This is a genomic window from Leekyejoonella antrihumi (assembly GCF_007845645.1).
Classification (GTDB): Bacteria; Actinomycetota; Actinomycetes; order Actinomycetales; family Dermatophilaceae; genus Leekyejoonella; species Leekyejoonella antrihumi.
In genome coordinates, this window is record NZ_VCQV01000008.1 from 83,958 (window position 1) to 104,734 (window position 20,777).

23 protein-coding genes are annotated in these 20,777 nt (G+C 67.4%); 12 read left to right on the forward strand and 11 right to left on the reverse strand.

The window, feature by feature from the left end:
- Window positions 1-33: 33 nt before the first annotated feature.
- The 4 genes from FGL98_RS07975 to FGL98_RS07990 form a co-directional block, all read right to left on the reverse strand.
- Window positions 34-897: a hypothetical protein gene (locus FGL98_RS07975; RefSeq protein WP_146316228.1), complete on the reverse strand. Its 864-nt coding sequence runs from the start codon at window positions 895-897 to the stop codon at window positions 34-36.
- Between the two features lies 1 nt (window position 898).
- Window positions 899-1,744: a hypothetical protein gene (locus FGL98_RS07980; protein WP_146316229.1), complete on the reverse strand. Its 846-nt coding sequence runs from the start codon at window positions 1,742-1,744 to the stop codon at window positions 899-901.
- Between the two features lie 35 nt (window positions 1,745-1,779).
- Window positions 1,780-1,971, reverse strand: coding sequence for a hypothetical protein (locus FGL98_RS07985; protein WP_246136432.1), 192 nt, complete (start codon window positions 1,969-1,971; stop codon window positions 1,780-1,782).
- Window positions 1,972-2,093: 122 nt separating this feature from the next.
- Window positions 2,094-2,834 carry a phosphotransferase gene (locus FGL98_RS07990; protein ID WP_146316231.1) on the reverse strand — a complete coding sequence of 247 codons (741 nt, stop codon included), beginning with the start codon at window positions 2,832-2,834 and terminating at the stop codon, window positions 2,094-2,096.
- Window positions 2,835-2,969: 135 nt separating this feature from the next.
- Here FGL98_RS07990 and FGL98_RS07995 point away from each other — a divergent pair, with 135 nt between their 5' ends.
- Window positions 2,970-4,748, forward strand: a complete 1,779-nt coding sequence (locus FGL98_RS07995; RefSeq protein ID WP_146316232.1) for a DEDD exonuclease domain-containing protein — start codon at window positions 2,970-2,972, stop codon at window positions 4,746-4,748.
- Window positions 4,745-5,026 (forward strand): Lrp/AsnC family transcriptional regulator, encoded by a 282-nt coding sequence (locus tag FGL98_RS08000; RefSeq protein ID WP_146316233.1) that lies wholly within the window; start codon window positions 4,745-4,747, stop codon window positions 5,024-5,026. Before FGL98_RS07995 ends, FGL98_RS08000 begins: the two co-directional genes overlap by 4 nt.
- Here the strand turns inward: FGL98_RS08000 and trpD are convergent.
- Both trpD and FGL98_RS08010 read right to left on the reverse strand, forming a co-directional pair.
- A complete protein-coding gene (trpD, locus tag FGL98_RS08005) occupies window positions 5,023-6,087 on the reverse strand; it encodes an anthranilate phosphoribosyltransferase (RefSeq protein ID WP_146316234.1) in 1,065 nt (354 codons plus the stop codon). The two genes, FGL98_RS08000 and trpD, sit on opposite strands and share 4 nt — an antisense overlap.
- Window positions 6,088-6,108: 21 nt before the next feature.
- Window positions 6,109-6,546: a response regulator transcription factor gene (locus FGL98_RS08010; protein WP_146316235.1), complete on the reverse strand. Its 438-nt coding sequence runs from the start codon at window positions 6,544-6,546 to the stop codon at window positions 6,109-6,111.
- Window positions 6,547-6,747: 201 nt separating this feature from the next.
- Here FGL98_RS08010 and ctaE point away from each other — a divergent pair, with 201 nt between their 5' ends.
- The 5 genes from ctaE (at window position 6,748) to FGL98_RS08035 (ending at window position 11,623) form a co-directional block, all read left to right on the forward strand.
- On the forward strand, window positions 6,748-7,377 hold the full coding sequence (gene ctaE / locus FGL98_RS08015) for an aa3-type cytochrome oxidase subunit III (protein ID WP_246136433.1): 630 nt from the start codon (window positions 6,748-6,750) through the stop codon (window positions 7,375-7,377).
- 56 nt (window positions 7,378-7,433) lie between these two features.
- Window positions 7,434-8,219 (forward strand): cytochrome bc1 complex diheme cytochrome c subunit, encoded by a 786-nt coding sequence (gene qcrC, locus FGL98_RS08020; RefSeq protein WP_146316236.1) that lies wholly within the window; start codon window positions 7,434-7,436, stop codon window positions 8,217-8,219.
- Between the two features lie 38 nt (window positions 8,220-8,257).
- Complete coding sequence (gene qcrA / locus FGL98_RS08025; RefSeq protein ID WP_425460989.1) at window positions 8,258-9,334, forward strand: cytochrome bc1 complex Rieske iron-sulfur subunit; 1,077 nt, start codon at window positions 8,258-8,260, stop codon at window positions 9,332-9,334.
- On the forward strand, window positions 9,331-11,148 hold the full coding sequence (gene qcrB, locus FGL98_RS08030; protein ID WP_146316238.1) for a cytochrome bc1 complex cytochrome b subunit: 1,818 nt from the start codon (window positions 9,331-9,333) through the stop codon (window positions 11,146-11,148). Before qcrA ends, qcrB begins: the two co-directional genes overlap by 4 nt.
- Window positions 11,149-11,254: 106 nt before the next feature.
- Window positions 11,255-11,623, forward strand: coding sequence for a metallopeptidase family protein (locus FGL98_RS08035; RefSeq protein ID WP_146316239.1), 369 nt, complete (start codon window positions 11,255-11,257; stop codon window positions 11,621-11,623).
- Window positions 11,624-11,710: 87 nt separating this feature from the next.
- Here the strand turns inward: FGL98_RS08035 and FGL98_RS08040 are convergent, their stop codons facing one another.
- From FGL98_RS08040 to ctaC, 3 genes are read right to left on the reverse strand one after another with little or no spacing between them, the layout of a single operon-like run.
- Window positions 11,711-12,112 (reverse strand): cytochrome c oxidase subunit 4, encoded by a 402-nt coding sequence (locus tag FGL98_RS08040; RefSeq protein WP_146316240.1) that lies wholly within the window; start codon window positions 12,110-12,112, stop codon window positions 11,711-11,713.
- Window positions 12,109-13,854, reverse strand: coding sequence for an aa3-type cytochrome oxidase subunit I (gene ctaD / locus FGL98_RS08045; RefSeq protein WP_146316306.1), 1,746 nt, complete (start codon window positions 13,852-13,854; stop codon window positions 12,109-12,111). Before ctaD ends, FGL98_RS08040 begins: the two co-directional genes overlap by 4 nt.
- A 14-nt stretch (window positions 13,855-13,868) precedes the next feature.
- Window positions 13,869-14,810: an aa3-type cytochrome oxidase subunit II gene (gene ctaC / locus FGL98_RS08050; RefSeq protein WP_246136434.1), complete on the reverse strand. Its 942-nt coding sequence runs from the start codon at window positions 14,808-14,810 to the stop codon at window positions 13,869-13,871.
- A 212-nt stretch (window positions 14,811-15,022) separates the two neighbouring features.
- Between ctaC and FGL98_RS08055 the strand changes: the two genes are divergently transcribed.
- The 5 genes from FGL98_RS08055 (at window position 15,023) to FGL98_RS26710 (ending at window position 18,991) form a co-directional block, all read left to right on the forward strand.
- Window positions 15,023-15,391 carry an AAA family ATPase gene (locus FGL98_RS08055; protein WP_186526049.1) on the forward strand — a complete coding sequence of 123 codons (369 nt, stop codon included), beginning with the start codon at window positions 15,023-15,025 and terminating at the stop codon, window positions 15,389-15,391.
- A 141-nt stretch (window positions 15,392-15,532) separates the two neighbouring features.
- Window positions 15,533-15,667: a hypothetical protein gene (locus FGL98_RS26705; RefSeq protein WP_281289158.1), complete on the forward strand. Its 135-nt coding sequence runs from the start codon at window positions 15,533-15,535 to the stop codon at window positions 15,665-15,667.
- Window positions 15,668-15,709: 42 nt separating this feature from the next.
- Window positions 15,710-16,381 (forward strand): hypothetical protein, encoded by a 672-nt coding sequence (locus FGL98_RS08060; protein WP_146316242.1) that lies wholly within the window; start codon window positions 15,710-15,712, stop codon window positions 16,379-16,381.
- Between the two features lie 80 nt (window positions 16,382-16,461).
- Complete coding sequence (locus FGL98_RS08065; RefSeq protein WP_146316243.1) at window positions 16,462-17,979, forward strand: choice-of-anchor P family protein; 1,518 nt, start codon at window positions 16,462-16,464, stop codon at window positions 17,977-17,979.
- Window positions 17,980-18,097: 118 nt separating this feature from the next.
- Window positions 18,098-18,991, forward strand: coding sequence for a collagen-like domain-containing protein (locus FGL98_RS26710; RefSeq protein WP_146316244.1), 894 nt, complete (start codon window positions 18,098-18,100; stop codon window positions 18,989-18,991).
- Window positions 18,992-19,015: 24 nt separating this feature from the next.
- On the opposite strand, the gene aat is transcribed toward FGL98_RS26710, so the two are convergent.
- Entirely contained in the window at window positions 19,016-19,699 is a 684-nt protein-coding gene (aat, locus tag FGL98_RS08075; protein ID WP_146316245.1) for a leucyl/phenylalanyl-tRNA--protein transferase, read from the reverse strand.
- A gap of 15 nt (window positions 19,700-19,714) precedes the next feature.
- Window positions 19,715-20,701: a carbohydrate kinase family protein gene (locus tag FGL98_RS08080; RefSeq protein WP_146316246.1), complete on the reverse strand. Its 987-nt coding sequence runs from the start codon at window positions 20,699-20,701 to the stop codon at window positions 19,715-19,717.
- Between the last annotated feature and the right edge of the window lie 76 nt (window positions 20,702-20,777).

Below are 20,777 nucleotides of genomic sequence, written 5' to 3' on the forward strand. Positions count from 1 at the left end.
CGTCGCCGTGTGCCGATCGTCAACCGGTCCGGATCAGTCGCCGAAGTCGACGACGGCCCCGCACGCGATGAGGACGTCGGCACCCAGGTGTCCGTCGAGCGCACCGTCGGTGGGGCGCTCGGCACCCATGTAGGCGTACAGGTCGTACACCTGCGCCGGGGTTGGCGGAAGCGGACCGCCGCCGGACTGGAGCACGACGGGCTCAACCGTCCGGTGGAGCGGGATGACTGCACCTGTCGGTCCATGCTCCTCGCCGACCGGGCCGGCGAGCTGTGCCCCGCTCGCCCGGGCGAAGGCGAGATCGAGCGTTAGGCCCGCGACTGTGCTGAGGACGAATCTGCCCGCGACGCCACCGATCTCAACCCGTGCGACATAACGCGCGGCAACCGCGTCCCACTGCAAGGGCAACGCTCGGCCGACGAGCGGCAACAGCATCGCGTCGCGCTGCGCCGCGTCCTCGGGGACGATCAGCCGGTTCGTGCCGAAGTCGATCACCGCGCCAACTCTGCGCAGCCAGCCGACCCCGAGCAGACCTTCACACTGATCCGTCGGAAGGTCGAAGACCTCCACCTCGAGATCGGTTAGAGCGACTCCGGCGACCACGAGCGAATCGACTCGGGTACGCCCGCGGCCGGCGGTACTGAGGCTGAGGTCGTCCGCGAGCCCGAACTCCTGCTCCTTCACCACGCTGCGCCCGGTGAGCCTGCGAACTGCATCGTGGGTGAGCATCGCGTCGAAGCCCGCATTCGAGTGAACTTGCATCGACACCTCGAGGCCGCCGACGTGGGCGGTGACTATCGGACGGGTACCGGAGTCGGCCACGAGCCGCATGACGGACGAGACGCCCACCGGGGTCCGGCGGGCGGAGGTCGGCTTCGGTAGATAGAGCATTGCCACGCTAGGAGACCGTCGTCCGCAGCCAGGTCCGGTAGGTGTCCGCGAGGCCCGCCGGGGTGGTGTGGAACTGGTCCCGGAATGCGGTCTCCGTGGCTCCGCGGTCGGCCTGCTTGACGAACCTCTTGAACGCTGGGAGTCCGAACTTCTGGCCGAGGAAGCGGCACCAGGTGTAGGCCTGCTGGTAGGAGATCTGCAGGTCGTCGCTGCTGCCGGAGAATGCCTCATCAGTGGGCGGCCCGGCGGGCGAGCGGCCGGAGCGCACCAGGACGGCGACCTGCGGCGCCGCCCTGGCCACCGACAGTCCGGTCGGCCGGTAGGCAGTCAGCTCGGCAGATCCCTCGATCACCCACCGCCGGGTGTGTGTGAGCCCTGCCTGGTGCAGGGCGACATGGGTCAGCTCATGCGCCAGCACGACGACCTGCCCCTCGGGTGTGACTTCGGTGGACAGCTCCGGGCTGAGCACCACCGCACCGGCCACGGTCGTCGTCGCGGACACCTGGTCCCCCTCGCTCGAGCCGCCTCCCAGCGCCAGGAACTCCGGCATGCTGCGCGGCGCATACACGACGACGCGCGCCCGACCGCGCCAGACGTCACCCCAGGTCTGGGTCACCCACCTGGCGGCCTGGTCAGCGGCCTGCACCGTGTGCCGCAACCGGGACTCGGATGCATCCCCTGTCACCACGACATAGGTGCCCCGGACGTTCTCGGCGTCAGGCATGACCCTGGCAACCGTCCCGCTGGGGGTCGCAGCGGCGGTCGGGCTGGATGGGGCCGCGGCGGCACCACCGCATCCGGCCAGCATGACAGCGCCGACGACGACTCCGCAGCCCCACCGTGTCCGACCCATGGAGTCAGACTACGGATCAATCCCGGGCGGCCGGCTCACCCACTCGAGCGCAGGTCGACCACCGGCTCGCACCATGCGCGCGCACCGACCGCCTCGGACGCGGCGACCAGCCCGACCGAGGCGAACAGGTCAACCGCACGTCGCTCCTCGCGGTCCAGCAGGTCATAGTGGCCGACGGACAGGTCCACCGGCCACGGCTCCACCGCAGGAGCCGCCAACTCAAGCATGGCAGTGACCATGCAGTCCGCGCAGTGTTGTTCCCTCACCGGGCAGGTCTCGCACTCGATACGCATGTTGCCTCCTCACATCGTTGACTCGACGCTAGGACAGGGGTCTGACATCCACCTCCTCACAAGTGGCCGCGAATGGCGTCGATGCGGGCGAGCAGACCCTCCAGTGCGCGCCGGGAGCGCTGCGGTTCACCAAAAGCCAGAAGATTCTGCATCCCCGGGTCACCGGCCGCCGCGGCGGCCGGAATGCCGCGCAGGACCAACCGGACCCGGTCGGGCACGGCATCGAGGATCTGCGCCGCCGAGACGTCCCCGTAGGCCTGCGCCACCAGGGTGAGTCGGGCTGCCTGTTCGCGCACCCCGATAGCCCGTCGAAGTGGCACGCTGTTCCAGGCCAGGAAGGCGAGCTCCATCAGGGGCGTGCTCGGACCGGCCAGGTCCCAGTCGAAGACCCCGACCAGATCGTCCCCGTCGAAGCACACGTTGTACGGGCCGAGATCGTTGTGTCCGATCATCGTCCAATGGTCGACCGGGTAGAAGCGCCATGGACCCCCGGAGCGGAAATCGCTGACCGCACAGTGCATCTCACGCGTCCACCGGGTCAGTGACCAGAGCTGGGCATCCGTGAGCAACTCGGTGTCCTCGTCGACGATGCGCCCGGGCAGGTAGGTCAGGACCTCTCGCCCGCGCCCGTCCAGCCCCTCGACCTCCGGCACATGCTCCAGCCGACCGACCAGGTGCCGAAGCAGGGCGTGCACGGCGGGCGTCCACGGCCCCGTGCTCCTTCGCACGGTTCCGCCGACCCGCCACGCACCCGTGACGTTGCCGCCCGGTAGCCGCTCACCGAGGTCGTCGCGCACGTCTCCTCCTGTCGCGGCCGTCCGATCTGCCGTACCCCACCGTAGAAGCACCGGCCGCGCGATGGGACGTTGCGGATCATCGCACCACGGCGTGGTGCCGGGTCGTTGTCACACCTGGCGCCTACTGTCCGTTCCATGGCAGCAACGCACGCCATTCAGGCCACCTTCGACGATCTCGGCACCCCCCTTGCCGAGGTCACGTTCGTCGTCGTCGACCTCGAGACGACCGGCGGCAGCGCGAAGGCGTGCGAGATCACCGAGATCGGCGCGGTGAAGGTGCGCGGTGGGGAGATCCTCGGCGAGTTCCAGACGCTGGTGCGGCCGGGCTCCCCCATACCCGCCTTCATCAGCGTCCTGACCGGCATCACGAACTCCATGGTCGCCGCCGCTCCGACGATCCAGACCGTGCTCCCGTCCTTCCTCGATTTCTCCCGCGGGAGTGTCCTGGTCGCCCACAACGCACCCTTCGACATCGGCTTCCTCAAGGCCGCCTGTGCCGGCCTGCAGCTTCCGTGGCCCGGCAACCGCGTGCTCGACACCGTCCACCTGGCTCGCCAGCTCGTGCCGCGCGACGAGGTCCCGAACCACAAGCTCGCCACGCTCGCCGCCTTGTTCGGTGCGACGACAAGTCCGGACCATCGCGCACTACACGACGCCCGCGCCACGGTCGACGTCCTCCATGCCCTCCTGGGGCGGGTGGGCAGCCTCGGGGTGCACACCGTCGAGGAGCTCGCGTCCTACTCCAGCAGGGTCAGTCCGAAGCAGCGCCGCAAGCGCTACCTCGCGTCGCGGCTTCCGAGCGCGCCAGGGGTCTACGTCTTCAAGGACGACCAGGACCGCACGTTGTACGTCGGTACCTCGGTCAACATCAAGAAGCGCGTCTCCAGCTACTTCACCGCCAGCGAGCAGCGCAGCCGAATGGCCGAGATGGTCGGTCTGGCCACCTCGGTGACCCCGATCGTCTGCGAGACGGCCCTGGAGGCGCAAGTGCGCGAGCTACGCCTCATCGCCGAGCACAAGCCACGCTTCAACCGCCGCTCGCGCCACCCGGAGCGAGCGCTGTGGCTCAAGCTCACCGTCGAGCCGTTTCCCCGACTGTCGATCGTGCGCGAGGTGCGCGACGACGGTGCGCAGTATGCCGGGCCGTTCGGTTCGCGCGGACGTGCCGAGCTGGCGGTGGCTGCCATCCATGAGGTGATACCGCTGCGCCAGTGCACCAAGCGACTGTCCGCACGCACGACCTCGACCGCCTGCGCGCTCGCCGAGATGGGTCGCTGCGGCGCACCGTGCACCGGCGCACAGGGCGTTGACGACTACGCAACGGTGGTTGCCGATGTCGCGGCCGCGCTGAGCGGAGATGCCCGTCACGTGGTCGACGCGCTCAATGAGCGAATGCGGGGTCTCAGCGAGCAGGAGCGCTTCGAGGAGGCCAGCACGGTTCGCGACCGGATGCTCGAGTTGGTCCGTGCCGGCGCACGTGCGCAACGGCTGCGGCCACTGGCCACCAGCGCCGAAATGGTCGCCGCCCGACGGGGGCCGGCCGGTGGCTGGGAGATCATCTGCGTGCGTTACGGCCGTCTCGCGGGCGTGACGGTGAGCCCGCCCGGCGCCGACCCACAGCCGTACATCGATGCGCTCCGCGATACCGCGGAGGTCGTCTCGGCACCGGCGGCGCCGGTCCCCGCCGCTCATCCGGAGGAGACGGAAAAGGTGCTGCACTGGCTGGAGCAGCCAGGAGTACGCATGGTGCACGTCGACGGCCAGTGGACCTGCCCATTGCACGGAGCGGGCGCGGCGCGGGACCGGCTGGAGCCACTGGTGCGCGCCCGCACCGATGCTCCGGGGTTCGGTGATGCCGTCGAGCGGATCCGGCCTACCCGTGGCGCAGCCGGCAGCACTAGGCTGGCAGGGTGATTTCCGCCATCGTGATGATCAAGGCCGACGTCGAACGCATCCCCGAGGTTGCGCAGGCCATCAGTGAGATCGACGGCATAGCGGAGGTGTACTCCGTGACCGGCGACGTCGACCTCATCGCTGTGGCCAGGGTCAGTAGGCACGAGGACTTCGCCGACGTCATTGCCGATCAGCTCAACAAGGTCCGTGGGGTGCGCGACTCTCAGACGCATATCGCGTTCCGGACCTACTCCACCAAGGATCTCGGCGCGGCGTTCGCCATCGGTCTCGAAGACTAGGGCGACTTTGTCGCCGCCACCCACCGCTTGACCACCGACGCGGCCGAGCCGCTGTCGATCGAGGTGGCGGCCCGCTCGAGACCGACGCCGAGCGCATCCTCGAAGTCCGCGGCATTCCCGAACCGTCCCGGCCCGGACTCGATGCCCACGACGGCCAGCGCGATACCCGCGTTGAGCACGACGGCATCTCGAGCGGCACCGGTTCGCCCGTCCAGAACCTCCCGCACCACCTGCGCGTTGTGCGCGGCATCGCCGCCGCGCAGCGCCTCGATGGGCGATGACGCGATGCCGAACTTGCTCGGATCGACCTGGTGCCGGCTGATCTGGCCGTCCTGCACCCACCAGACCGTCGACGTCGTCGTGACGGTCAGCTCGTCCAGACCGTCGTCACCACGGAATACTGCCGCGCTTCGGTCCCGGTCGGCGAACACGCCCGCCATCAGCGGGGCCACCTGCGCACTCGCGGCGCCGACGGCCGAGTATCGCGGCCTGGCGGGGTTGGTGAGCGGCCCCATCACGTTGAAGACGGTCGGCACGCCGAGCTCGCTGCGGGTGGCGCCCGCGTGCCGCATCGACGGGTGGAAGGTCTGGGCGAAGCAGAAGGTGATCCCGGCGTCGAGCGCGACCCGTGCGACGTCGCTGGGCTCGAGGTCGAGACTGATTCCCAGCGCCTCCAGCACATCTGCCGCACCCGACTTCGACGACGCCGCACGATTGCCGTGCTTGACGACCCGCGCGCCCGCTCCGGCCGCCACGATCGCCGACATGGTGGAGATATTGACCGTGTGCGCCCCGTCGCCACCGGTTCCCACGATGTCCAGCGTCGCCCCGGGGACCTGAATCGGCACGGCATGGCGCACCATCATGTCGGCCAGACCGCGCAGCTCGTCCACGGTCTCGCCCTTGGCGCGCAAGGCAATGAGGAAGCCGGCGATCTGCACCGGGGACGCCGCACCGGACATCATCTGGTCCATGGCCCACGCGGTGTCTGCCGCCTGCAGGTCGGTGCCGGCGAGAAGCTTGCTCAGCAGCCGCGGCCAGGTCTGCGTCGAGTCACCCATCAGCCGACCCGTCTCGAGCGGCTAGCGGGACGACGTGCGGCGCGCGACATCGGCGATCGTGCTGGTGAGCACCAACGGGTCGATGGGGTGCGGCACCGCGGCGTCCGCCTCCGACCACGACGCCAGCCAGCCATCGGCCGCACGACCGGTCAGCACGATCACCGGGGGGCACTGAAAGATCTCATTCTTGAGCTGGCGGGTCAGGCCGAGTCCGCCGACCTTCGCGGCCTCACCGTCCAGGATCAGCAGGTCGAACTTCTGCGTCTCCACGGCGTCGACGACCGCCTGCGCCGTGGCGCACTCGAACCAGGAGTCGATCTCGACGTCGCGGGCCGGCCGACGGCCCGCGCCGACCCGCACCACGTCGCGGGTGGCGATGTCGTCGCTGTACAGCAGAACGGTCAGACTGTGCATCGTCGAGCTCGTGGGCGCCGATACGGCAGAAGACGTAGGACTCATAGCCTTGATGCTACTCACGAGCACCGGGAACTCTGCACCGGCTTCGACTCGTTGCAGCGATGTTCGAGCACGTCTTGCACGACATCTGTCGTGAAACCGGGGATCCCTGTGCCCAAAGTGCTCTCGGACGGGGGGTCGCTCGCACATGGCGGGTCCGATTGGGCCATAATGTCGGACGTGGCGACAGCAACGACCGCTCCAATGAGCGCACATGGCACACCTGCCGGACACGGTCCGGTGACCCGACCGAATATGACGGCCGTCGGCACCATCGTGTGGCTGGCCAGCGAGCTGATGTTCTTCGCGGGGCTTTTCGCGATGTACTTCACGATTCGCTCCGTCGCCGGCGACCTATGGACCAGCCGCACCAGTCACCTGGAGGTGGGTTACGCCTTCGGCAACACGCTGATCCTGGTGATCTCTTCCATCTGGTGTCAGCTCGGTGTGTTCAAGGCGGAGGCCGGGATCGCCTCTCGCACCGGCAAGTTCTACGAGCTGGCCAAGTGGGGCATGCGCGAGTGGTACGTCTTGGCCTACCTCTTCGGTGCCACGTTCGTGTCCGGGCAGATCCTGGAGTACTCGAACATGTTCGGTGATGGCATCTCCCTCAACTCGGACGCCTACGGTTCGATGTTCTATCTGACCACCGGTTTCCACGCCCTGCACGTCACGGGCGGCTTGATCGCCTTCCTGATGATCATCGGGCGAACATTCACGAGCAAGAAGTTCACCCATCACCAGGCCACCGGCGCGATCGTGGTCTCCTACTACTGGCACTTTGTCGATGTGGTGTGGATCGCGCTGTTCGCGACGATCTACCTGCTGCAGTAAAGGGGCGAATCGGCCATGACAGCTTTCCCCCATTCCCGCGACGACAGGACGTCATTGTGAGTTCCCTTGCTGCCCGCCGCCGGCATCCGGCCGCACTGGTCATCGTGCTCCTCTTCGGGCTCATCGTGACCGGTGGCCTGTATGCCGCGCTGGCACCCAAGAACGCCGATGCCGCAACCAGCTCCTCAAGCGACATCGCGGCCGGGAAGCAGCTGTTCTTGTCGAACTGCGCCACCTGCCACGGGGTCAACGCGACCGGCGGCAACGAGGCACCGGACCTGGTCGGTGTCGGCGCCGCAGCCGTCGACTTCCAGGTCGGCACCGGCCGTATGCCACTGGCAGCACCGGGCATCCAGGCCGAGGCCGACACCAATGGGCCGCAGTTCGACAACAAGCAGATCTCCCAGCTGGCGGCCTACGTCGCATCCCTCGGTCCGGGCCCCGGCATCCCGGCCAGCGACCTGACGAGCGGCGGCGGCGACATCGCCAAGGGGGGCGAGCTGTTCCGGGTGAACTGCGCAATGTGCCACAACTTCGCCGGGTCCGGCGGCGCGCTGACCCGCGGAAAGTTCGCGCCGAGCCTGATGGACGTCAGCGGTAAGCACATGTACGAGGCAATGGAGACCGGCCCGCAGTCCATGCCGGTGTTCAACAACACCAACATGAGCCCGACGGACAAGAAGGACATCATCAGCTTTCTGCAGAACACCAAGGACGAGCCGAACCAAGGTGGGGCCAACCTCGGCAACTTGGGCCCGGTCCCGGAAGGTCTGTTCGTCTGGACCATCGGTATCGGTCTGCTGATCGGCGCGGCAGTCTGGCTCGGCCGGAAGGCAGCGTGATGACCACTCCCTCCAACCCGTCGGACAAGGAATCCTCCGTGACACACGACTCCACCTCGGAGGCCGGTGACGACCGCGCGCTGGTAAGCCTTGAGCACAGGGAAGGCTCGGACAACCTGCCGGAGCGCTTCCAGGACCCGGGCCTGCCCGCGCACATCCACCGCGCCGGCGATTCCGACGAGGCTGCTGCTCGACGCTACGAGCGGCAGGTTGCCGCACTCTTCGCAATCTCGATGTTCGCGACCGTGCTGTTCGTCGTGTCCTACTTCGCCGTCGGCAACGACACCGTCGTCAGCCTGCCGATCATCGGCCGCACGATGGCGCTGCACGTCAGTCTCGGTGTCACTCTGGGTATGTCGCTGCTGTGCATCGGCCTGGGGGCCATTCACTGGGCGAAGACCCTCATGCCCGACACCGAGGTGGTCGAGGAGCGCCACGAGCTGCGCTCCCCCGACGAGGCCCGTGAGGGTGCGGTCAAGATCCTCGCGGACGGACTCGAGGGCTCACAGCTCAAGCGTCGCCCACTGATCAAGTACACGCTCGGCGGCGCTCTCGGCCTGTTCGCGATACCGCTCGGGCTGCAGCTGGTCGGCTCGCTCGGCCCACTTCCGCACACCGACCTGGAAACCACCCTGTGGGACTCCAAGCTGCCCGGCGGCAAACCCCGTCGGCTGATGCGCGACCCGGACGGCACCGCCATCCGGTTGTCCGACGTCACCTTGGGTTCGGTCTTCCACGTGCTTCCGGAGGGCATCGACGCCACCCCGGACCCGAACAACGAGAAGCTCAAGGCCGCCGTCATCCTGATCAGCCTGCAGGAGAACCTCATCAAGAGCGCCCGAGAGCGCAAGTGGGGTGTGGACGGCGTCGTCGCCTACTCCAAGATCTGCACTCACGTCGGATGTCCCGTCGGGCTCTACGAGCAGACGACTCATCACCTGCTGTGCCCGTGCCACCAGTCGACGTTCGACCTGACCGAGGACTGCAAGGTCATCTTCGGCCCGGCGAAACGAGCCCTTCCACAGCTGAAGATCTCAGTGGACGACGAGGGATATCTGGTGGCAGACCACGGCTTTGACCAGCCCGTCGGACCAAGCTTCTGGGAGCGCGCATGACCACGCTGAACGAAGACACGTCAGGCCGAAGCGCCGACGCGCTCCGCGCAGACGACACGACCGAGGCACCCACCGGAAATGGTGGCGCCATCGGCGGCGTCGCCAACTGGGTTGACGAGCGCACCGGAGCCGCCAAGGGCGTCCGGTTCCTGATGAAGAAGGTCTTCCCGGACCACTGGTCGTTCATGCTGGGCGAGATCGCGATGTACTCGCTGATCATCGTGCTGATCACCGGTACGTTCCTGACCTTCTGGTTCGTGCCGAGCATGAGCGAGAGCGTCTACAACGGCCCCTACGTGCCGTTGCGGGGCATCACGATGAGTGACGCCTTCAAGTCCACGGTGGACATCTCGTTGGATGTCCGCGGCGGTCTGCTGATCCGCCAGATCCACCACTGGTCGGCGCTGATCTTCATCGTGGCGATCATGTTGCACATGTTCCGGGTGTTCTTCACCGGTGCATTCCGCAAGCCTCGCGAGATCAACTGGATCATCGGTCTGGTGCTCTCGATGCTCGTCCTGGTCGAGGGTTTCATCGGCTACTCGCTTCCCGATGACGTCCTCTCCGGCACCGGCGTCCGGGCCGCGCAGGGCTTCATGCTCTCCATCCCGATCGTGGGCTCCTACATCGCCTACTTCCTCTTCGGCGGTGGTTTCCCGGGTACCGCGATCATTCCGAGGTTTTTCACCATTCACGTGCTGTTGCTGCCCGCGATCATCGTGGGTCTGTTCACCGCGCACATCATCCTGGTGATGGTGCACAAGCACACCCAGTACCCCGGGCCCGGTAAGACCGACAAGAACGTCGTCGGATTCCCCCTCATGCCGGTGTACACCGCGAAGGCAGGCGGCTTCTTCTTCGTCGTGTTCGGTGTGACCGCGCTGATTGCCGGACTGGTCACGATCGACCCGATCTGGATGTACGGCCCGTATGAGCCGACCATGATCACTGCCGGCTCGCAGCCCGACTGGTTCATGGGGTTCGCAGATGGTGCCTTGCGGCTGCTACCGGGCTTCTTGGAGTTCACCCTCCTGGGGCATACGTGGAGCTTCAACGTCATGCTCGGCGCCATCCTGCTGATTCCGATCCTGTGGACGCTCATGGGGGTATACCCGTTCGTGGAGTCCTGGGTCACCGGTGACAAGCGCGAGCACCATGTGCTTGACCGCCCGCGCAACGTGCCGACCCGCACGGGCCTCGGCATGGCCGCCATCGCGTTCTACGCGGTGCTGTTCGGGGCAGCCGGCAACGACATCATCGCGATCAAGTTGCACCTGTCGATCGACGACATCACCAATACTCTGCGCATCATGCTGGTGGCGGCCCCCGTCATCGTCTTCTGGGTGACCAAGCGGGTCTGCCTGAGCCTGCAGCGCAAGGACCGCGACCTGGTTCTGCACGGCAAGGAAACCGGTCGCATCGTCCGTACGGCGGAGGGACGCTTCTTCGAGGCACACGAGCCGCTGGACGAGTACGAGCGCTGGCGCCTGGTCTCCTTCGAGGCACACCGTCCGATCGCGGCACCCGCCGAGACCGATGAGAACGGTGTTCGCTCGAAGACCGCGTCCGCCGATCGCACGCGCGCACGGCTCTCGCAGTTCTTCTTCAACGACCGCATCGAGCCGGTGACGCCGCTCGAGCTGGCCGCGGCGCACCATGACGGACAGGCCGATGAGGCCCTCGCACCGCTGGAGGCGGCCGCCCTCGAGGACGCTCACCCTGGTGAGTTCGGGGGTCACCTGCACGGTGGCGCAGAGGAGATCGAGGAGCACAACGCCTACGCCCACCAGCAGGGCAGCGACGACGACGCCTAACCTCTCCAGTCGCCCAGGCGCATCGAACGGGCCGCGACCGCTGCACACCAGCAGCAGTCTCGGCCCGTTTGCTCTACCCCTGGCCGCTCATGGCAGGCTTGACAGCATGGTCGTGCACATGTCGGACGCGCAGTTCGAGCAGGCGGTCGATGATGCGCTCGCACGCATCCCGGACGACCTCTTGAACCGGATGGAGAACGTGGCCATCCTGGTCGAGGACGAGCCGGACACCAGCAACCTTCCCGACGGTCAGACCCTGCTGGGGCTGTATGTGGGCACTCCCCTGCCCGAGCGCCTGGACGCCTGGGGGTATGGGTCGCTCCCTGACCGTATCTTCATCTTCAAGGGTCCGCTGACGCGTCTGGCACGCAGCCGCGAGCAGCTACTCCGCGAGATCGAGGTGACCGTCCGGCACGAGATCGGCCATCACTTCGGGATCAGCGACGACCGCCTGCACGAGCTCGGCTGGGGATAACTCCGCTCGGGGTAGGCAGGCAGCAGAGACCGGGATCGGGTGGCACTATGCGGTGCCACCCGATCCCGGTCTCTGCTCTCCATCTGCTCAGATTGCGTCGTCGCCACGGAAGTATTCGAAGACCCATCCCACCGAGGCCAGGGCCACCAACGGAACCGCAAGGATGACGAGCCACCAGCCGACGGCCAGGCCGATGAACATCAGCGCAGCCGCACCGCCGAGGTAGAGCGGCCACCAGGAGTACGGGCTGAAGAACCCGTAGTCGCCCTCGATCTCATCGATCTCGCCCTCGGGATTGTCATCGGGTCGAAGATCGGTCTTGCGCCCGGTCCACCAGCAGAAGAAAGAGATCATGAAGCACAGGGCAGCACCAAGTGCGAATCCGACGGTGCCCACTGGCTCGTCCCAGTAGCTCCAGAAGCCATAGATCAGGCACATCATTGCGAAGAACGACCCGATGACTCCGAAGAGCGCACTTTCAACCTTCATTGGTTGTCACCTTCCGAACCATGCTCCGCGGAGCCCGAACCAGCAGAACCCACGGTCGCACCAACGGGCTCAGGTGGCGCAATGACTGCGCCGGCCGCGGCCTCGGGGTGGTGCAGGTCGAAGGCGGGGCGCTCGGAGCGGATGCGTGGGATGGAGTCGAAGTTGTGTCGCGGCGGGGGGCAGGAGGTGGCCCACTCCAGCGAGGCGCCGTAGCCCCACGGGTCGTCGACGGTCACCATCGGTGCGCTCCGCCAGCTCTTCCATACGTTGTAGATGAACGGGATCATCGAGACGCCGAGGATCAGGGCACCGACACTGGAGACGTCGTTCATCCACTGGAAGCCGTCCTGCGGCAGGTAGTCCGCATACCGGCGCGGCATGCCCTTGACGCCCAACCAGTGCTGGATCAAGAACGTGGTGTGGAAGCCGATGAACAGCAGCCAGAAGTGCAGCTTGCCCAGCTTCTCGTCCAGCATCCGCCCGGTCAGCTTCGGCCACCAGAAGTACCACCCGGCGAACATCGCGAAGACGACCGTGCCGAACACCACGTAGTGGAAGTGGGCGACCACGAAGTAGGAGTCGGTCAGCGAGAAGTCCAGGGCCGGACTGGCCAGGATGACCCCGGTCAGACCACCGAACAAGAAGGTCACCAGGAACCCGATCGACCAGAGCATCGGCGTCTCGAAGGTGATCGACCCGCCCCACATGGTGCCGACCCAGTTGAAGAACTTCACACCGGTGGGGACCGCGATCAGCATCGTCATGATCGCGAAGAACGGCAGCAGCACCTGGCCGGTGGCGTACATGTGGTGCGCCCACACGCTGACCGACAGGGCCGCGATCGAGATGGTGGCGAAGACCAGTGTCTTGTAGCCGAAGATCGGCTTGCGGCTGAACACCGGGATGATCTCGGAGATGATGCCGAAGAACGGCAGCGCGATGATGTAGACCTCCGGGTGCCCGAAGAACCAGAACATGTGCTCCCACAGCATCGCACCGGCGGTCTGCGGGTCGAAGACGTGCGCGCCCATCACCCGGTCCGCGCCGAGCCCGAACAGGGCCGCGGCCAGCACCGGGAAGACCAGCAGCACCAGGATCGAGGTGATCAGGATGCCCCAGGTGAAGATCGGCATCCGGAACATCGTCATCCCCGGCGCGCGCATGCTGATGATCGTGGTGACGAAGTTGACCGAGCCCAAGATGGTCCCGAAGCCGGCCAGCGCCAGCCCGAACACCCACAGGTTGCCGCCCAGGCCCGGACTGTAGGTCGCGTTGCTCAGCGGGGCGTAGGCGAACCAGCCGAACGCCGCCGCACCCTGCGGGGTCAAGAACCCGGCCGAGGCAATCAACCCACCGAACAGATACAACCAGTAGGCGAACATGTTCAGCCGGGGGAACGCCACGTCCGGGGCGCCGATCTGCAACGGCATGATCGCATTGGCGAAACCGGCGAACAACGGGGTGGCAAAGAGCAGCAGCATGATCGTGCCGTGCATCGTGAACAGCTGATTGAACTGCTCCGGGTTGTCCACGACCTGCAGGCCCGGCTCCACCAGCTCGGCGCGGATCATCAGCGCCAGCACACCACCGACCAGGAAGAAGCTGAAGGAGGTGAAAAAGTAGAGGTTGCCGATGATCTTGTGGTCCGTCGTGGTGATCCACTTGACCACCGTTCGACCAGGATGGCGGGTGTAGGCAGCGGCCGATCGTTGGACGTCATCGGTGTCACTGCTACGCGGCATGACAACACTAGCCATTACTTGCCCTCCACGATCTCAGACTTCTGGATGTTCGGTGGCAGGTACTGCTGCTGATCTGGCTCCAGCGACGACCTGCTCAGCGCATTGCTGAGGAATCCGATGTCTCCGCGCTGGCGCAGCGACTGGATGTGCTTCTCGTAGTTCGCCTTGCTGACGACCTTGACCTCGAAGAGCATCTGGGAGTGATAGGCGCCACACAGCTCGGCACACTTGCCCTGGAACGTGCCGATCTCCGTCGGCGTGACCGCGAACTTGTTGACCTTGCCCGGGATCATGTCCATCTTCTGCAGGAAGGGGATCACCCAGAATGAGTGGATGACGTCGCGTGAGGTCAAGATGAACTCGACTCGCTCGTTCACCGGCAGGTAGAGCGTGGGCAGGCTCCCCTCCAGCACTCCGGTGTCCCTGCTCACCTCGGCCTGTGCACCGGCGTCGTAGACCTCCTCGTGCACGTAGTTGAAGTCCCACGACCACTGCTTGCCGACCACGTTGACGACAACCTGGTTCTTCTGCGACGTCGTGTCGAGCATCTTGTTCTCCAACTGCACCGTCTTGCCGAAGAGCACGGCGACCATGATCACCGGCACGACCGTGTAGAGGATCTCGATCGGCACGTTGTAGGCCAGCTGCGGCGGCAGACCGGTATCGGTCTTCTTCCGCCGGTAGCGCACCATGCAGTAGATGATCAGGCCCCAGACAAGCACACCCATCCCCAGGGCCCAGAGCCACGTCGTCTTCCAGAAGCTGGTGATCTCGGGAGAGAGCGAGGTCACACCCTTCGGCAGGTAGCCGCGCTCCTCGACCGGCGAGCAGCCGGACAGCAGCAGCGCGAAGGCGACGACCAGGCCGGCGAACGCCAGTCTGCGACGCCCGTGACGGGCAGGGGTCTCGTGAGGGCGGCGCGTCATGGCCGCCTTCCAATTCTGGGATCCGGGCACAGGCACAAGAGTAGCCCAGCCCACCTCCAACCGAGGGAGGGGGGACGACTGTTAACACAACTGTTTTCCCCACCTGCGAAGTTCCCCGGTCCGGCTGCACTTCAAGATGTATGCAGCGAGCTCACCGGCCGGGGTCACGACCGCTTTCGCACCGCCTCCTCGCACCTGCGCAACACCATCGCCCTGAGCATCCGGCCCAGTACTCTGATGATGTGGCGGGTGCCGTCGGTGCCGCCGCGGGTATGCGTGTGAGGGTGCGGCAGATGGACCGCGCGGTCTATCTGGATGACACCCGGTTCGAACCCGGCAGTGGTCGGCTGGTCCGATCTGGCGAGGCGATACTCCTACGCCCGAAGACGGCTGCGCCGCGTCGCCCGTTCGTCGGCCGAGAGACCGACCTGGCCGCCCTCGCCCGGTTGTGGGCGCAGGCACTCGGCGGTCGGCGCGGTGTCGGCTTCGTCGGCGGGCAGGCCGGCGTCGGCAAGACGGCACTCGTCGACCAGTTCGTCCAGCGACTCCCCAGGAATGCTCGGCCGCTGGTCGGCCAGGGGCGAGTGTGCACAGCAGACGGGGCCCGGTGAGCCGTACCTGCCGGTCCTTCAGGCGCTGGGCGGTCTGTGTCGCGGTCCCGGTGGGACCGAGGTGTATGCCGTGCTGCGCCGATGTGCTCCGACCTGGCTCGTCCAGCTGCCGGGGCTGCTCGAGCCGCCATGCGGGCCGTCGTGACGCAGCTCGACACCTTGGCCGCACGCGGCGACGACGCCGCGCGGCTCGTCGGCCTGGCGCTGTGGCATCCCGGGTGCCCCGACCGGACCCGACAGCACGCGGATCAGGCACTGGCAGACGCCTGGGCCTAGTGCATCCCCGCAGGCCTGGCGCGGGCATTGTGGTTTGCCGCGGTGATCCACCTGCACTGCGGTGACGCCGGCCGGGTGCGGTCGCTCGCCACCGAGCTGGAGGCCCGTGCGGTGGAGCACGACCTGCCGCTCTGGGGAGCGGGCGGGCTCATTCTCGACGGCTGGGCGACCGCGACGCTCGGTGACCGCCCCACCGGACTCGCCCGGCTGCGCCGGGGTGCCGCGGACTGGGACGCGCTCGCGAGCATCGGTGACACGTTCCATAACCGGCTGGATACCGAGATCTGCCTGTCCGCCGGGGGTTTCGCGGCCGGGCCCACCGCAGTCCGGTCAGAGCTGGATGCGATGGGGCGCACCGGATACCGCAGCAGCGAGTCCGAGCTGCACCGGCTGCACGGCGAGCTGCTGCTGCACAGCCACTGTGCGCCTGCGCGCGACGCGCTGGCCGAGCTCGTCACGGCATACCGGATGGCGGCGGCACGGGATGACCGGTCCTTCCAGCTGCGTGCAGCGACGAGCCTGGCCCGGCTGTTTGTCTCGCGGGGCCATGGCTGGTGTGCGGAGGACTTGCTAAGCGCCGTCTTCGGCACCTTCACCGAGGGGCTGGACACCCCGGATCTGGTGGCGGCAAACGCCTTGCTCGGCACGCTGACGGGTCTGTCGAACGGCAGGCTCGCGGGTGGCGCCGGTCGCAAACCCGTAGAACTTCCGTAGGACTTCGCGGCCACCGGTCCCTAGCGTCAGGAGAAGGCCCACCCTGCTGGGTGCCCGCGATCCTGACGAAAGGCCCTGCCATGTCCACCAGCTCATCCCCCACCCGCTCACGCGCTCACGCTCGAGCCGGACTGGCGCTGGCCTCGGGCGGCCTGCTCGCCCTGGCCATGGCCGCACCCATCAGCCACGCCGACGCCGCGACCTTGCCGAGCGGATGCACCCAGACTGGGCAAACCGTCACCTGCACCTACAAATACACCGGCGGCGAGCAGACCTTCACCGTACCCACCGGCATCACCACGATCGACTCCACCGCCATCGGTGCCACCGGAGCACCGGCGTTCTTCACTCCGAGCGGTGCCGGGAAGGGCGCCAAGGTCACCGGCAACCTTACCGTCGCCCCTGGCCAGTCGCTTTACCTGGAGGTCGGTGGGGCTCCAACCACTGGTACCGGCTGCTACCCGGGTGACGCATGCCAGGGCGGGTTCAACGGCGGCGGCAGCAGCCGCTACGGCGGCGGGGGCGGCGGAGCCACCGATCTGCGCACCGTGTCCTCTGCCGGGACAGACAGCCTCGACTCGCGGGTCCTGGTCGCCGGCGGTGGCGGAGGCGGTGGCACCTCCGAACGCTGTCAAACCAGCGACTCCACTGCGGCCGGGGGTAGCGGCGGAGACGCCGGCACGGATGGTACCGGCGGGCAGAACTGCCCAGGGTTTGCACCCACCAGCACCGGCGGCGGCGCAGGCACCCCCACGTCTGGCGGGGCCGGGGGCGTCTCCACATATGAAGGCCAGACCAGCACCGGGAGCTCCGGTAGCCTCGGCACCGGTGGCAATGGCCCAACCTTCATCGATACCGCAGGTGGCGGCGGCGGGGGGCTGTACGGCGGAGGGGGCGGCGCGGGGTCCTTGGCCTCGGGGCAGGCACCGCACCCCACCGTCGTCGGTGCATCCGGAGGTGGCGGCGGGTCGTCGCTGGTTCCTGCCGGCGGCAGCCAGACCGTGACCACCGACCCGGCAAGCATCACGATCAGCTACACCGTGCCAGCACCGAAGCTGCGGTTCGACGCGCACGCCTACGGCATCAATCTCGCGCTCGGCCGGTACTACCGCTACGGGCCGACCGCACCCGCCGACCTGACCTGCACCACCACCCCAGGCAGCATCACCGGATCCGCCCGCCACCAGATCACCACCGCCACCGGCACCCGTGGGGCCGACGGCACCCAGGACGCCCACGCGACCAGCACCCTGACCGCCGGACAACCTGGCCTCACCCTGTCCGGCACCATCAAGACCGTCGCGGACGCCACCACCACCGGCAACGGAACCACAGTCACCGCAACCGGATCCACCACCTACACCGCCGCCAAAGTCGACGGAACCAAGATCCCCTACAAGCCAGCCCCGAACACGGTCATCCCCATCCACGGAGGCACCCTCACCCTCAACGAACAAACCCCCATCAAAGACACCGCCGGCAACACCATCGGCATCCAGGTCACCGCCCTCGACCTGCACGACGGCGCCCTACACATCACCCTCGGCCACACCACCGCCGACCTCACCACAGCCGGCACCACCTGCCCCAGCAGCTGACCAGAAGACCGATCGGGGCGGGCAGCATTCGAACCCCTCACGCAACTGAGAGAACACCCGGTGCACATCCGATCGGCGCGAGCCGAGACGAGTGTCACCGCTAGAAGGAGAACAAGTCATGCGACGCATTCGCACAAGCCGCAAGCTCATGGTGGTCGGCGCAGCAGTAGTCCTCGGCGGAGCCATGCTCGAGGTCGGCACCGCCAACGCCTCGACGCCACCACAGCAGTTCACCGGCTGCCTCAACCAGGCGGCCGGGCAGATCTTCAACGTCGAGATCGGCACCTCGCCCCGCAAACACTGTGTCGGGCACCAGGTGCAGATCACGTGGAGCCAGACCGGCCCCACGGGACCACAGGGGCCTGTCGGACCACGTGGGGCCACTGGCGCGACCGGTGCGACTGGCGCACGGGGCGCAACCGGAGCTACCGGCGCGAAGGGCGACACCGGTGCAACCGGAGCGCGTGGTGCCGTCGGAGCGACCGGCCCAGCCGGACCCACCGGACCGAAGGGTGAGACCGGTGCAACCGGACCCGCGGGACCGGCCGGTCCACAGGGACCAGCAGGAGTGAACGCCTCGGCGGGAACCTCCTGCCCGAGCGGCGACTACGTCAGCGGGTTCGACACGGCCGGCAAGCTGCTCTGCACCGCGCTGCCCGTGGCCGCCTGTCCGGCGAATTCGGTGCTGACGTTCAGCGCCACCAGCGCCCCGACCGACACCTTTGAGTTCTGGACCGGCGGCGAGCAGACAGTGACCCTCGCCGGCCACCCGGGGTGCTCGGTCACCGTCGCCAGGCCCCTCGGCATCATCAACAACGTGCCCGCGGGCACGGGCTGGGCGATCGTCTCCAAGACCGGCTTCACCTCGGCAGGCTCGACCGTGAAGAACCCCAACTGCGGCGGGGCCCTCTCATCCGCAAGCGTGAGCGGCACCTACCCGGTCTGCTCCAACGCTTCAACCGCGTTGGAGAGCGGTCACTCGTCAGACGAGTTCGTGGTGACTGCCTCCTAGAGCGCGCCCGACCCCTGTTGCAGATCAAGCCGTATGCAGTGTGGCCGGCTCCGGTGCGGCCAGCGCCTCTGGCAGGCGCCGCAGGTAGGTGGCGCGCGGGATCTCCCGCACGCCCTGCCGCTGGAGGTGCGGCGTCTGCCACTGCACGTCGATCATGCGGCGCGTGTCGCAGTCGGCGAAGACGATCTCCACCAGCGCCCACAACGCCACCTTGCTGGCGTCCGTGGCGTGATGAAACATGGACTCACCGGCGAACAACCCGCCGATACACAGGCCGTAGAGACCGCCGGCGAGCGCGTCCCGGTCGTCCCACACTTCGATCGAGTGCGCCCAGCCGAGCTCATGCAGCCGGGTGTAGGCCCGGGTCACCTCGGTCGTGATCCACCGCCCCTCGCGTGCCGGGTCGGCGCAGGCGGCGATCACTGCGGCGAAGTCATGGTCCACCGAGACGGTGAATCGGCGGCGAGCGCGTCGCAGGGACCGCTGCACGTGATGGTCGCCGGGCAACAGCACTCCCCGCCGCTGGGGACACCACCAGCCCATTGGCGGGTGACCGCCCGGGCCCGTGCCCATCGGAAACAGACCGTGCCGATAGGCCGACAGCAGCGTGCCCGGCTCCAGGTCGGCGCCCACGCCCAACAGGTCCTGAGGTTGCGCGAGATCGGCGCCACCCAGGTCCCACGATGTGGGTGATGGCTCTATGGGCATGGTGACGGGCGCGGCCTACGGCCGGGCGCAGGACAGGTGCGGCTCGACCGTCTTGGCGACCGGGTCGCCGTACGCGGCGGCGAGGCGGGTGAGGAAGTCCTCCTGGCGCAGGACGTACTCCTGCGTGCCGACGGTCTCGATGACGTAGGTCGCCAGCATCGAACCGAGCTGCGCACAGGTCTCGAGCTCCAGCCCCCAGGACAGTCCGCACAGGAAACCGGCCCGGAAGGCGTCCCCGACGCCGGTCGGGTCGGCGCGCACGACCTCACCGGCGACCGGGACCTCGACCGGGCTCGCACCCTTGCGCAGCACGACGGCGCCCTCCTTGCCCTTCGTGATCACTCGGGTCCCCACGATGTCGAGGATGTCGTCGGCGCTCCACCCGGTCTTCTGCTCGGTCAGGTGGGCTTCGTACTCGTTGGTGAACAAGAAGGTGGCGCCCTTGATGAGGTCACGGATGAACGGCCCGTCGGCGAACGCCAGCTGCTGGCTCGGATCGGCGATAAACGGTATGCCGCGGGTGCGGCACTCCGTGGTGTGGCGTCGCATTCCCTCCGGGTCGTTGGCCCCGACCAGCACCAGGTCTAGACCACCCACCCGGTCGACGATCGGGCCCAGCTCGATCTCGCGAGCCTCGCTCATCGCGCCGGCGTAGAACGTGGCGATCTGGGCCATGTCGTCGTCCGTGGTGCACACAAAACGTGCCGTGTGCTTCGTGTCGGACATGTGGACGGACCCGCAGTCGACCCCGTTGCGTTCCAGCCAGGAGCGATAGTCCAGGAAGTCCTGTCCGACCGCGCCGACCAGCACCGGGCGCTCCCCCAGCACGGCCATCCCGAAGGCAATGTTCGCGGCAACTCCGCCCCGGCGGATCTGCAGGTCGTCCGCGAGGAAGGACAGGGAGATCTTGTCCAGCTGCTCGACGACCAGCGAGTCGGCGAAGCGCCCCTTGAAGGTCATCAGGTGGTCGGTGGCGATGGATCCGGTCACGGCGATATTCATAGGACGAACCTACAAGTCGGCCCGCACACGCAAAAGGCCGGTGCGCCGCGCCCCCGCAGGGGCGCGCCACACCGGC